Source organism: Streptomyces sp. NRRL WC-3618, from assembly GCF_001280005.1.
GTDB lineage: Bacteria > Actinomycetota > Actinomycetes > Streptomycetales > Streptomycetaceae > Streptomyces.
Genome location: NZ_LGDW01000098.1, coordinates 1 through 11,992, shown reverse-complemented (window position 1 = coordinate 11,992; position 11,992 = coordinate 1). Strand labels below are relative to the sequence as shown.

General features: G+C 70.4%; 8 protein-coding genes. 1 reads left to right on the top strand and 7 read right to left on the bottom strand.

Annotated elements, in window-relative coordinates; all coding sequences use genetic code 11:
• Window positions 1-120 precede the first annotated feature (120 nt).
• The 5 genes from ADL01_RS12580 to mshD form a co-directional block, all read right to left on the bottom strand.
• Complete coding sequence (locus tag ADL01_RS12580; protein WP_053742042.1) at window positions 121-1,065, bottom strand: ABC transporter; 945 nt, start codon at window positions 1,063-1,065, stop codon at window positions 121-123.
• A complete protein-coding gene (locus ADL01_RS12575; RefSeq protein ID WP_053742041.1) occupies window positions 1,062-2,066 on the bottom strand; it encodes a hypothetical protein in 1,005 nt (334 codons plus the stop codon). The genes ADL01_RS12580 and ADL01_RS12575 overlap by 4 nt, the downstream gene beginning before the upstream one ends.
• Window positions 2,063-2,965 carry an ABC transporter ATP-binding protein gene (locus tag ADL01_RS12570; protein ID WP_053742040.1) on the bottom strand — a complete coding sequence of 301 codons (903 nt, stop codon included), beginning with the start codon at window positions 2,963-2,965 and terminating at the stop codon, window positions 2,063-2,065. Before ADL01_RS12570 ends, ADL01_RS12575 begins: the two co-directional genes overlap by 4 nt.
• Entirely contained in the window at window positions 2,962-3,363 is a 402-nt protein-coding gene (locus tag ADL01_RS12565) for a GntR family transcriptional regulator (protein ID WP_053742039.1), read from the bottom strand. The genes ADL01_RS12570 and ADL01_RS12565 overlap by 4 nt, the downstream gene beginning before the upstream one ends.
• Window positions 3,364-3,498: 135 nt before the next feature.
• Window positions 3,499-4,434, bottom strand: a complete 936-nt coding sequence (mshD, locus tag ADL01_RS12560; protein WP_053742038.1) for a mycothiol synthase — start codon at window positions 4,432-4,434, stop codon at window positions 3,499-3,501.
• A gap of 256 nt (window positions 4,435-4,690) precedes the next feature.
• On the opposite strand from mshD, the gene ADL01_RS12555 reads away from it, so the two are divergent.
• Window positions 4,691-6,514, top strand: a complete 1,824-nt coding sequence (locus tag ADL01_RS12555; RefSeq protein ID WP_053742037.1) for a bifunctional metallophosphatase/5'-nucleotidase — start codon at window positions 4,691-4,693, stop codon at window positions 6,512-6,514.
• Between the two features lie 95 nt (window positions 6,515-6,609).
• Here ADL01_RS12555 and ADL01_RS12550 read toward each other — a convergent pair whose 3' ends face one another.
• Both ADL01_RS12550 and ADL01_RS12545 read right to left on the bottom strand, forming a co-directional pair.
• Complete coding sequence (locus tag ADL01_RS12550) at window positions 6,610-6,885, bottom strand: hypothetical protein (RefSeq protein ID WP_159049513.1); 276 nt, start codon at window positions 6,883-6,885, stop codon at window positions 6,610-6,612.
• Window positions 6,882-11,333 carry a ricin-type beta-trefoil lectin domain protein gene (locus ADL01_RS12545; RefSeq protein WP_324614600.1) on the bottom strand — a complete coding sequence of 1,484 codons (4,452 nt, stop codon included), beginning with the start codon at window positions 11,331-11,333 and terminating at the stop codon, window positions 6,882-6,884. The genes ADL01_RS12550 and ADL01_RS12545 overlap by 4 nt, the downstream gene beginning before the upstream one ends.
• Window positions 11,334-11,992: the final 659 nt, after the last annotated feature.

The following is an 11,992-nucleotide window of genomic DNA, read 5'->3' as shown; positions in this document are numbered from 1 at the left end:
GTTGGGGTGGGCGTCCCTGGGGGCTGCGCCCCCAGACCCCCCTACGGCCCTGAACGGGCCTTGTCCTCAATCGCCGGACGGGCTGGGAATGCGGGCCAGCGTGGTTGGATGCCGGCTTGCTCAGGCCGTGCGGCGGCGCAGCAGCCAGAAGGCGGTGGCCGTCGCGGTGGCGGCGACGGTGAGGACGATGCCGGTCTCCATGAGCTGGAGCGGCCAGAAATGGGAGGCCGGGTGGTGGTCGCGGTAGAAGCCGACGACGTCGTGCCCGGTGACGGCCTCGGCGCCGGCGCCGATGATCGCGCCGAGGTAGTCCGGGAAGCCGTTCTCACTGTTCGGGGTCTCGACCGGCCACAGATACGGACGCAGTGACGTGATCGCGGACTGGAGGGCCAGGAAGGCGAGGAAGGTGCCGACGGAGGCGGCCAGGGACCGTCGTACGAGCAGTCCCGTCAGGGCGCCGACGGCCAGGCCGAGCAGTGTGTACGCGGGGGCGAGGGTGCCGTTGGCGACGTAGTTGGTGGTGTCCTGCCACTGCCGGGGGCCCCTGCCGCGGAACAGCTCGGTGTGCGCGTCCCACGCGAGGCGGTGCAGGAGTACGAGCAGGAGGGTGCCCGCGGTGAGCAGCGCGGCCGGTACGGCGAGCTTCGCGGCGAGCCAGCGGGCCGGGGACACGGACTGGGTCCACGCCAGCCGCGCGGTGCCGTTCTCCAGCTCGCGGGCGATGAGCGCGGTGCCCGCCCAGAGGGCGGTGAGCAGCGGTACGAAGGTGATGAGGCCGCCGCTGACGGTGTTGGCGGTGGCGTAGCGGGCGTAGGCGGGGCCGTTGAAGTCGCAGCCGCTGTTGCCGACCCCGTCGGCGCAGCCCTTGCGGACGAACTCGGCGAAGGCCGCGTCGGCTCCCCAGCCGTACATCCACAGCGTCGCCCCGGCGGCCACGGCGACCAGCGCCAGCCAGAACCAGAGGGCCGAGCGGTGCAGGATCAGCATGGCCGAGGCCAGGCCGCGGGGGTGCCGGCGGGTGCGTCGCGCTCTCGCTGGTGCCGCGAGTGCGGTCGTGGTGGTCATACGGAGGCTCCCGTGCGGCGCCTGAGGAGGGCGAACGCGGTCAGCGCGGCCAGCGCCGCGAGGGTGAGGAGGATGCCGGTCTCCATGAGCTGGAGGGGCCAGAAGTGGGCGGCCGGGTGGTAGTCGCGGTATTCGCCGACGACGTGGTGGCGGGCGACGCACGAGGCCCTGCCGCCGCACAGCACGTCGGGGAGACGCGCGCCGGTGGCGGTGTAGGAGCCCTCACCGGCCGGCATGCCGAGGGAGCCGGAGAAGTCGACCGTGACCTTCCGGGTCTCGGCCGGCCACAGGTAGGGGACCACGGACTGGAACTCCTCCAGGCCGAATCCGGTGGCGCCGAGGGAGACGCCGAGCCCGGTCATCGAGCGGCGCGCCACCATGCCCACCAGGACGCCGAAAGCCAGACCGAACAGGCTGTCGACGGTGGCGACGATGCCGTTGGCATCGAAGATCCGGCTGTCGAACCAGTACCCGCTGCCCGGCCGGAGTTCGGGGTGGGCCGCCCACATCATGCGGTGCAGGAGGGTGAGGGGGAGCATGCCCGCGGTGATCAGTACGGCGGGCACGGCGAGCTGGGCGGCCAGCCAGCGCGTCGGGGACACCGACTGCGTCCACGCCAGCCGCGCCGTGCCGTCCTCGAGCGCGCGGCCGATGAGCGAGCCGCCCGCCCACGTGGCGATCAGGACCGGGGCGAGGGCGATCATGGAGCCGGCGAGGACGACGATCGCGTCCCAGCGGGCTCCGGCCGGGCCCGGGGAGTCGCAGTCGAGTTCGGGGATGACGCCGTCACGGCAGCGCGAGCGCACCAGCTCGTCCATGGCCGCGTGGGCGCCAGGCCCGTACAGCCACAGGAGCGCGGCGGCGATCACGGCGACGTACATGACCCAGAACCAGAGGGCGGACCGGTGCACGCGCAGCAGGGTCCAGGTGAGGCCATGGGGGGTGAGTGGACGCCGGGGGCGGTTTCGCGCCGGGGCCTCTGCGGTGGTCACGGTGGTCATACGGCGGCCTCCACCGATGCGTCCGTGGCGTCGTCCGCGTCGAGGTGCAGGGGTGGTGCCTCGGGGGAGCGGAGGTGGGCGAGGACCAGTTCCTCCAGGGTGGGGGTGGCGCTCTGCCAGGTGCCGGCGAGGCGGCCGCCGACGCGGATGAGGGCGGTGGTCTGGCGGCCCGTCGTACGGGACTCGATCACCGTGTGCCCGTCGAGGGCGGCGGCCGGGCCGGTGACCAGGGTGTGGGCGGCGAGCAGGTCGTCCAGCGGGCCGGCGAGGCGGACCTGGCCGGCGCTGAGAAGGAGGACGTGGTCGCAGGAGCCCTCGAGCTCGGCGACGACGTGCGAGGACATGACAACCGTGGTGCCGTTCTCGGCGGCGTCGGCCATCAGGGTGCCCATCAGCTCGTGCCGGGCGAGCGGGTCGAGGTCGGCCATCGGCTCGTCCAGCAGCAGCAGTTCGGGGCGCTTGCCCAGCGCGAGGGCGAGCGCGACCCGGGTGCGCTGGCCGCCGGAGAGGTCGCGGATCTTGGCGTCGGGGTCGAGGGCGCCCTCCGCGACGACGCGCCCGGCGACGGCCGCGTCCCAGCGCCGGGGGTTGAGTTCCCGGCCCAGGCGGAGGGTGTCCTCGACGGTGAGGTGGGCGTGCAGGGGCTTGTCCTGGGCGACGTACGCCATGCGCTCACGCGCCGCCCCCGGGGTGGTGCCGAGGACGGTGAGCGTGCCCTCGGTGGGCCTGAGGAGACCGGCCGCGTGGGCCAGCAGCGTGGACTTGCCGGCGCCGTTGTGCCCGACGACCGCGCAGACGCGCCCGGCCGGCAGCCGGAACGCGCACTCGCGCAGCGCCCAGCCCTTGCGCCGGCCGAACCGCTTGCCGAGTCCGGCCGCCTCCATGGCGGTGTCGCTCATCCCTGGTCCCCCTTGAAATGCGTGTCGTTGAAATGCGTGTCGAGTACGGAGGTGAACAGCGCCGCCACGTCGTCGCGTTCGAGTCCGGCGTCGCGGGCCCGGGTGGCCCAGTCGGCCAGTTCGGCGCCGAACGGGGAGTCCGCAGGGGCAGCCCCCAGCGACTTGCGGACGAACGTGCCGAGGCCCCGTCGTGCCTCGACCAGGCCCTCGCGCTCCAGCTCGCGGTAGGCCTTCAGGACGGTGTTCGGATTGATGGCGGTGGCCTCCACGACCTCGCGGGCCGTGGGCAGCTTGTCGCCGGGTTCCAGCAGGCCCAGGCGCAGGGCCTGTTTGGTCTGCTGGACGATCTGCAGATAGGTGGCGACGCCGGTGCGTCTGTCGATGCGGTACTCGACCACTCGTACAACCACCCTTTCACTAATTGAGTAGTGAAAGGGTGACCCAAGAGAGGGGGCGGTGTCAAGATCACCGCCCCCTCCTCCGGCAACTGCCCGCGTGGGCCCGCGTGTTACGACTCCGTGCGGTACATCGTGTTACGACTCCGTGCGGTACATGAGGTCCGTCTCGTGGGTCTCGAAGCCCAGTCGCTCGTACAGGCTGACCGCCGCCGCGTTGTCCGCGTCGACGTACAGCATCGCCGTGGGCAGCCCGCGCCCGGCCAGGTGGCGCAGGCCGATCGTGGTGAGCGCCCGGCCGAGGCCGCCGCCCTGGGCGTCCGGGGCCAGGCCGATGACGTACACCTCGCCCAGGCGCTCCGCCGCGTGCGTCTTCGTCCAGTGGAAGCCGATGAGTTCGCCCTCGCGGAAGGCGAGGAAGAAGCCCTCCGGGTCGAACCAGGCCTCGGCCTTGCGGTCGTCGAGGTCGCGTTGGGTCAGGGAGCCCTGTTCGGGGTGGTGGGCGAAGGCGGCGGCGTTCACGGCGAGCCAGGCCGCGTCGTCCTCGCCGGGGACGAAGGTCCGTACCGTCACGTCCTCGGGGAGCTTCGGCTCGGGCAGGTCCAGGTCGGCCAACGGCCGCCGCAGCTGGCGCAGTTCGCGGAAGAGGGTGAGGCCGAGGACCTGGGCGAGGTGCCGGGCGGCGGAGTGGCCGCCGTGCGCCCACACGCGCAGCCGCTTGCCGGAGGCGGCCAGCAGGGCCGAGCCGAGGGCGCGTCCGTGACCGTGGCCGCGGTGGGCCGGGTGGACGACGAGTTCGGCGGCCGGGGCCTCGACCAGGTCGGTGTCCTCCAGTTGGGCGTAACCGACGAGTTCGCCGCCCGCCGTCAGCAGGAAGTGCGACACGCCCGGCCGGGCACCTCCGCGCAACTGCAGCCGCCCCTGCTCGGAAATGGCCTGCTGGCCGTCGTTGTGGGCGGCCTCCGCGAGCAGTTCGAGGACGGCTTCGGCCTGCTCGGAGGTGAGGGCGACCGGGGTGTCGATGGAACGAGACAGGCCGGGAAGGACGGGGGGCACGGTGTCGTCGCTGGTCATGGCTACGAGGGTAAGGCCTGCCCGATTCATGGTGAATCTCCTGAGGCGGCAACCGTTCCGTAACCCTGAACCCCTGTCGCGCTACGCGCGTTGACTCTAGGCTGCGCCGGGGCGGAATGAACTCTCACGTTCTTCTTACGCCCGTATGCCGTACGTCCGTTCGTCTTACGTCCGCTCGCGGGCGTTGCCTTTCTTGTCTCTTCCTCTTCCGTACTTCCTCTTCCGTTTCCGTACTTCGCGAACCTCAGGGGGGCACATGCCAGCCACACCCCAGCCGTACCACCGCCGCAGACGCCGTACGCGCGCGCTGCTCGCCGGCGCCGCCGGGATCGTCGCGGTCGGCGCTCTCGCCGCCGCCGCTCTTCCGGCGAGCGCGGGCGTCAGCGCGCACAAGCCCGGCGGCCACGGAGCCGGCAAGCCGAGCCGCTACCAGGACGTGCAACTGCTGTCCTTCAACGACCTGCACGGCAACCTGGAGCCGCCGTCCGGCTCCTCCGGCCGGGTCACCGAACTCCAGGCCGACGGCACGACGAAGACGATCGACGCGGGCGGTGTCGAGTACCTCGCCACGCACCTGCGCGAGGCGCGCGGAGACAACCCGTACTCGATCACGGCGGCCGGTGGCGACATGGTCGGCGCCTCCCCGCTGATCTCGGGCCTCTTCCACGACGAGCCCACCATCGAGGCGCTCAACGGCCTCGACCTCGACGTCACCTCGGTCGGCAACCACGAGTTCGACGAGGGCGCCAGGGAACTGGCCCGTCTCCAGAAAGGCGGCTGCCACCCGACCGACGGCTGCTACGTCAAGGGCAAGAAGTTCAAGGGTGCGGACTTCCCCTACCTCGCGGCGAACGTGCTCGACGAGAAGACCAGGAAGCCGATCCTCAAGCCCTACTGGGTGTGGAAGAAGAACGGCGTCAAGATCGGCTTCATCGGCGTGACCCTCGAGGACACCCCCGGTGTCGTCTCCGCCGAGGGCGTGAAGGGCCTCAAGTTCAAGGACGAGGTCGAGACGATCAACAAGTACGCCAAGGTGCTGGACAAGCAGGGCGTCAAGTCGATCGTGGCCCTGATCCACGAGGGCGGCCTGCCGGCCTCCGGCGCGTACAACTTCGACTGCGACGCGGCGGGCGGCGGCTCCGGCATCTCGGGCCCCATCGTCGACATCGCGAAGAACGTCACCCCGAAGGTCGACGCGCTCGTCACGGGCCACACGCACGCCGCGTACGCCTGCACGATCCCGGACCCGTCGGGCAAGCCGCGCACGGTCACCTCGGCCGCGTCCTTCGGCCGCCTGTACACGGACACCACGCTGACGTACGACCGCTGGACGGGTGACATCGCCCGTACGGCCGTCCGCTCCGCGAACCACGTGGTCACCCGGACCGTCGCCAAGGCCCAGGACATGACCGACCTGATCGCCCGCTGGAACACCCTCGCGGCGCCCATCGGCAACCGCGCCATCGGCTACATCTCCGGCGACATCAACAACACCGGCACCGAGTCCCCGATGGGCGACCTCATCGCCGACGCGCAACTGGCGTACGGCAAGAAGCTCGACCCCAAGACCGACCTCGCGCTGATGAACCCGGGCGGTATCCGCGCGGGGCTCACCTTCGCGGCGAAGGGCGCCGAGGGCGACGGTGTCGTCACCTACGCCGAGGGCTTCACGGTGCAGCCGTTCTCCAACACGGTCAACCTCCAGAACTTCACCGGCGCGCAGCTGATCTCCGTACTCCAGGAGCAGGTGAGCGGCACGAACGCGGCCTCGCCGAAGGTGCTCCAGGTGTCCTCGGGGCTCACCTACACCCTCGACCTGACGAAGGCCGGCGCGGAGCGCCTGGTCGCCGCCTCGGTCAAGCTGAACGGTGCGGCGATCGACCCGGCCGCCACCTACCGTGTCGCGACGAACAGCTTCCTCGCGGGCGGCGGCGACGGCTTCCCGACGCTGGGCAAGGGCACGGACGACCTGGTCGGCACGGACGACCTCGCGGCGCTGGCGGACTACCTGACCGCCAACTCCACGGCCACGACACCGATCACGCCGCCGGCGGCGAAGCGGATCACGGTCGTGCAGTAATCCCGTGCAGTACGCCAAGAGGCGACCGCGTCACCGACGCGGTCGCCTCTTGGTCGTGTCACGCGGTCGCCGCTACGCGGCCAGGTGAGGTGCTGTCACGGCTGTTGCCGGAGGGGCACGACATAGGGATCCAGACTCATTCGTACGTCCGCGTCGGACACGTCCCTGTCGCCCCCCACGCCGTTCCATCCCTCAAGGTGCCTGATCGCGTGGACGGGGACGCCCAGTCCATGGAAGAAGCAGAAGGCGAACGCGAGGAAGGTCGTGTCGTTCCCCAGTTCCGCTTTCACCCACCGGGCGATCTCCACCGAGTCGTCGCCGCGCATCGCGCGCTCGCGAACGCCGGGCGCGATCATTTTGGGGTTCTTCATTTCCAGAACACCACCTCGACCTTGGTGTAATTCCCGGGAGTGCCTTCCCGCTTCACGATCTGAACTCTCCCGTTGAATCCGTACTTGGAGGCCATCTTGCCGGTGAAAGTCAGCCGTGCCGCTTCCTCCTCGGTCAACTTGAGGCTCTGGATACCAGCGTTGAAGCTGTCCAGATTGTCCTTCATGTCGCCGCCACCCAGCCAGGTGCCCCGCATCCCCTTCGCGTTTCCGCCGATCTTCTCCATGACGTCGGCGATCATTTCGCTGCCGGTCGGCGTCAGGCCCTCTTCGGCGAGGACAACGAGATTCAGGACCCCTTCGTTGTCGATGGAACCCAGCACCCCCTTGCTTCCGCTGCCGTAGTCGTCGCCCCACTCGGTGCACGGGGTACCGGCTCGGGCAGCCTTGGCACCGGCCCGGAGCAGGCTCTTGGGCTTGCCCTTCAAGCAGCGTTCGCGCAGCTCTTTGATGATCCTGCTGGTGATACCGGCTATGGCCTCTTCCGACAGCCCGGCGGCACGCAGGCCCGCGTAGGCCTCGGCGAACCCGATACCGAACCTGAGTGAGGCGTCGGCCGCCTTGATGGCGTCGGCGATGGGCCGCAGGATCTTGCCGGCGAACAGTGTCGCGACGTCGAAGACGACCCAGCCGCACTGGCTGCCGTCTCCGCCGCTACCGCCGGGGATGAGCTTCTGGAAGCACTTGATCCAGCTGCCGAATATGACGTCCACCGGGTCGATGCCCGCGTTGAACTCGGCCATCGTGATCGTGTGCGTGACCTTCTGGGTCACCTCGGTGACGTGCGGTCCCACGTAGCTGGTCGCGCCGGCCGGGCACATGTACTTCATCGGGTCGATGCCCTCGGCGGAGCACATGTAGAGGCTGAGGTACGCCTTGAGACGGAACTCCACCGTCATCGTGCAGCCGCCGGTGTAGACGAGCGGGGTGTACCACTTGTCGCAGGCGTCCGTCTTGTCTACGGTCTTGGGTTCGCCGATCTTCTCGTAGCGGTCGACCGTGTAGAACATGTTGCCGATGGAGCCGTCCTTGTCGAGGACGGTACCGGCTTCGACGTCCTTGCCCTTCTCGGCCTTTTCGGCCCGGTCGGCGGCTTCCTGGGCTTCCCTGGCGTACTTTTCGGCGTCCTTGGCGGCCTGTTCGGCTTCGGTCGCGGCGGCGTCGGCGCGGCTCGCCGCGGCGCGGGCGTCCTTGGCTGCCTGCTCGGCCGCGGCGGCGGCCTCACGGGCGGCCTGGGCGTCGAGCGCGGCCTGGTCGGCGGAGGCGCGGGCGTCCTGGGCGTAGCCCTCGGCGCGTCCGGCCGCCTTGTCGGCGGCGCCGGCGTCCTCCGTGGCCTGGCGGTCGTACTCGACGGTGCGCGCCAGCGACTGGGCCGCCTTCGCGGCGGCGTCGGCGGCGTCGGCCGCGTAGCCCAGTGCCTCCTTGGAGTAGGTGCGGGCGTCGGCCGCGTGTGCGGCGGCGTCGGCCGCGTACTGGTAGGCGATCTTCACGTCGCCCGCCGCCTGATCGGCGAGGTTCTTGGCCGCCGCGGCCTCGGCCCGCGCGTTCTTGGCGTGGGCGTCGGCGACGGCCTTCTGCTGGTCCGCGATCGACTTGGACGCCTGCCCGGTCAGCACGACCAGGCCGGCGGCCGAGTCGGTGGTGACGTAGGGGGAGCCGATCTGGATCGCGTCGTTGGCCGGCTTGGCGACCTGGGCCGCCGCGTTGCCCGCGTCGACCGCGGCCTGCGCGGTGACATGGGCGAAGCCGGCGGCCTTCGCCGAAGCCGCGACGGCCTTGACGGCCTCCAGCTTCGCCGCGTCCGCCTCGCCCTTGGCGACCTTCGCCAGCTGCGCGGCCTCTCCGGCCAGTTTGACCGCGGCCTTGGCCTCGCCCGCGGCGTGCTCGGATGCCTTGATGGCATCGGCGACGGCGCTGGTCGCGGTCTTCACCGCGGCGTCCGCCTTCAGCTTGGCGGCCTGGGCGGCATCGGCGTCCGAACGCGCCCGCTTCGCGGCGGCCTCGGCGCGCGTCGCCGCGGCGTCCGCCGCAGCCGCGGCCTGGGTGGCGGCATCGGCGGCGGTACGGGCCCGTCCTGCCGCAGCCTCGGCGTCATCCGCGTGCCCGTCCGCCTCATTGGCGGCGGCGCGCGCAGAGGTCGCCTCGCTCCCCGCCCGCTTGGAGTCGGCGTAGGCGCCCAGGGCGTCGGCCTTCGCGCGGTCCGCCTCGGCCTTCTGCTCGGCGTTCCACGCGTCGTCCCGCTTGGCTTTCGCGTTGTCCCGCGCCTCGACCGCGCCGTTCTTGCGCTGCACGGCCGTGGCTTCGGCGGCTTCCGCCTTTTCCTTGGCCTCCTGGGCCTTGGTGGCTTCGGCCTGGGCGCTCTGCTTGTACTGGGCCGCCTCGGCCTGCCTGGCCGCGGCGGTCTCCTTCTCCGCCTTGGCCGTCTTCTCCTCGGCCTCGGCCGCCAGCCGCTTGGCGTGCGCGTCGGCGGCGGCCGCCTTCGCGTCGCCCTCGGCCTTCAGCGCGGTGGTGAGTTTCGCCTCGGCGAGCTCCTTGTCCGCCTTCGCGGTGTCCCGGTGCAGCTTCGCCGCGTCGGCAGCCGCCTTCGCCTGCAACTCGGCCTTGTGCGCGGCCTCCTTGCGGAACTCCGCGTTGACCTGCGCCGCCTGTGCCAACGCGCGCTGCGCGATCGTCGCACTGTCACCGGCGGCCGCCCTCGTGGCGGCTTCCGCCGTCTCGCCGGCCTTCACCATCGCCGTCAACGCGGCCACTATGCCCTTGGTGACCTGCGCCTTCTGCTGGCCCACCAGCAGACCGCGGCCCTGGGGCGCGCCGCTTGCGTCCGCGATGCCGTTCGCCGTCTGCTCGGCGGCATCCGAGGTGGCTGCCGACTTCTTGGCGTTGTCCAACTGGAGTTTCACCGCCGCGAGCTGCTTCTTCGCGGCGGCCTGGGTGTCGGTGACGCCCTTCTTCGCCTTGTCGAACTGCGCCTTGTCCGGGTAGGACAGAGAGTCGGTGCCCTGGTGACCGGACGGCTTGATCAGGAACTTCTGCGCACTGGTGTCCTTGCAGTCCCACAGCCGCGAGTCCGTGCTCTTGGTGAACGCGCTCAGATCCAGGCACTTGCCCGTGGTGACGCTCTTCAGCTGGGAAGAGGAGCGGACGTCGCCCTTCCACACCTGACCCGGAGTGCTGTAGCAGTCCGTGATCTGGATCTTCGTGCCGTTCGTGGACTTGTTGCCGGCCACGTCCAGGCACTTGAAGGAGTTGACGTTGCGCAGGTGGAGGTTGTCCTCGCTGCCTTCGAGCGTCCACTGCTGTGCCGCGCTGGTGCTGCAGGTGTAGACCTGGACCGGGGTGCCGTTGGTCTTCCCGGCGCCCTGAACGTCCAGACACATGCCCTTCGCACCGGGCACCTCGATGGTCACGGGGCTGTCGCCGATCCAGCCCAGGCCACCCGCGGACCAGTAGTCCTGCCAACGGGCCAGACGGTCGGCGATCCAGGAGTGCCCCAGCATGTCGCCCAGCGCCTTCGCGCCGGTGGCGAGGGCCTTGGTGGCGTCCTTGTTCGCGGTCAGAATCTGGTTGCGCTGCGTGGCCTGGGAGGCGATCTCCCGCTGCCACTCCCGCGCGGCCGTGCCCGGCATGTCTCCCTGGACCTTGTTCGGGTCCATCGGATCACGCCACGCGCACGACGCGAACCGCGTCTTCAGGTCCTCGACCGCGACCCGGTACTCAGCCGTCCCCGGCTGCGGCGCCGTACGCGGGAAACCGCCCGCGCCGAGGAAGATCCGGGCGTTGTCCGCGCCCATCGGCTCCAAGGACCAGGCGGACAGGTGCTCGAACCCGTCGTGCTCGGCCAGGTCCCGGTTCCAGTCGGGGTTGTTGGCCGCCACCGGGTCCTTGCCGTACAGCGGCGTACCGAGGTCCTTGACGGCCTTCACCGTCTGCTCGTCGGCCTTCGGCGTGGGGTCCTCGTAGAAGTCGCCTTCGGACTTCCAGAACCGGTCGGCGACCCAGTTCGTCAGACCGGTCTGCTCGTAGAAGTCCTGCCGGCCGTCGCCGGGCGAGCCGGGCGGCCAGTGGAAGCCCGCCACGGTGAAGCCGGCCGGGGTCTCAAGACCGTCCAGCGGCTTCTGCCAGGTGTCCCGCTGGCTGTTGAGTACGTCCAGTTCCTTGGACGCCGCGGCACGGTCCGCCTTGTACGCCTGGGCGAGCGGGGTGTCCTCCCAGTGCTGCCGGTTGGCCAGGGTGTGCAGCTTGTCCTGCGGCTGGTTCAGCGCGTCCTGCGCCGTGGCCGCCATCGACGCACCACCGAGGCGCAGCACGTCGGACATCAGGCACTGGTCCTGGCGCAACGTTTCGTCGGCGGTGTCCTCGTACCAGTCGTACGAGGAGTCCGCCAGCTCGGTGTCCCGCCCGATGTCCCGCAGTTCCGGCTGAACGGCCACACCACCGAGGACAGCCAAGGTCGCGATCCCCGTGATCGCGGTGGTGAAGACGGTTGATGAGAGTGATCTGGGTCTGAGGAACCCTGATGTATGACGCAAGTGAGCATCCTTCACAGCGAACGAAGGCAGTCTGAGGTGGCCGCCCGAAGGCGGCGGTGACACGCGCGGTCAGCCCGCGGCCACTCCGCGCGGGCAGGCACAGCAGGCAGCGGCGTTCGACATGGCGTCCACAGAGCGCCCGTATCGCAGCATGAGAATGCGTCCCTCCCCCCGTGGCGGACCCCCCGGCCAGCCAATGGCATGCGCGCGTCATCACGGGGGTGGTCAGGCCCCTTTCGGACACGCGGCAGTCCAAATTAGCCACAGGTCGTCGGGTTGACGCAAGCGCTAAATCAAGGAGGGCCGCATCTCGGTGTCGGGATCGCCGGGACGCGGCGGTGCCGCACGAGATGAGGGTGCCCGGCGGCATCCTCTCCGCGCGGGCACCTCACTCCGTAACTCCGTTACTTGGTAAGGCCGTTACTTGGTCAGTCCGTACGGACGACGCGTTCCGGGTCGGTTCTACCTTTGATCTTGCGCAGTGCTCCCCCGTTCACGGGGGAGGTGAAGCGCATCTCAATACTGCTCTGACCTCGGCTTTGGGCACGGATCTGCACTGT

Excerpts from the sequence above, each read along its gene's own strand:
- ADL01_RS12580 (WP_053742042.1), bottom strand. The coding sequence starts at position 1,065 with ATGACCACCACGACCGCACTCGCGGCACCAGCGAGAGCGCGACGCACC.
- ADL01_RS12575 (WP_053742041.1), bottom strand. The coding sequence starts at position 2,066 with ATGACCACCGTGACCACCGCAGAGGCCCCGGCGCGAAACCGCCCCCGG.
- ADL01_RS12570 (WP_053742040.1), bottom strand. The coding sequence starts at position 2,965 with ATGAGCGACACCGCCATGGAGGCGGCCGGACTCGGCAAGCGGTTCGGC.
- mshD (WP_053742038.1), bottom strand. The coding sequence starts at position 4,434 with ATGACCAGCGACGACACCGTGCCCCCCGTCCTTCCCGGCCTGTCTCGT.
- ADL01_RS12555 (WP_053742037.1), top strand. The coding sequence starts at position 4,691 with ATGCCAGCCACACCCCAGCCGTACCACCGCCGCAGACGCCGTACGCGC.
- ADL01_RS12550 (WP_159049513.1), bottom strand. The coding sequence starts at position 6,885 with ATGAAGAACCCCAAAATGATCGCGCCCGGCGTTCGCGAGCGCGCGATG.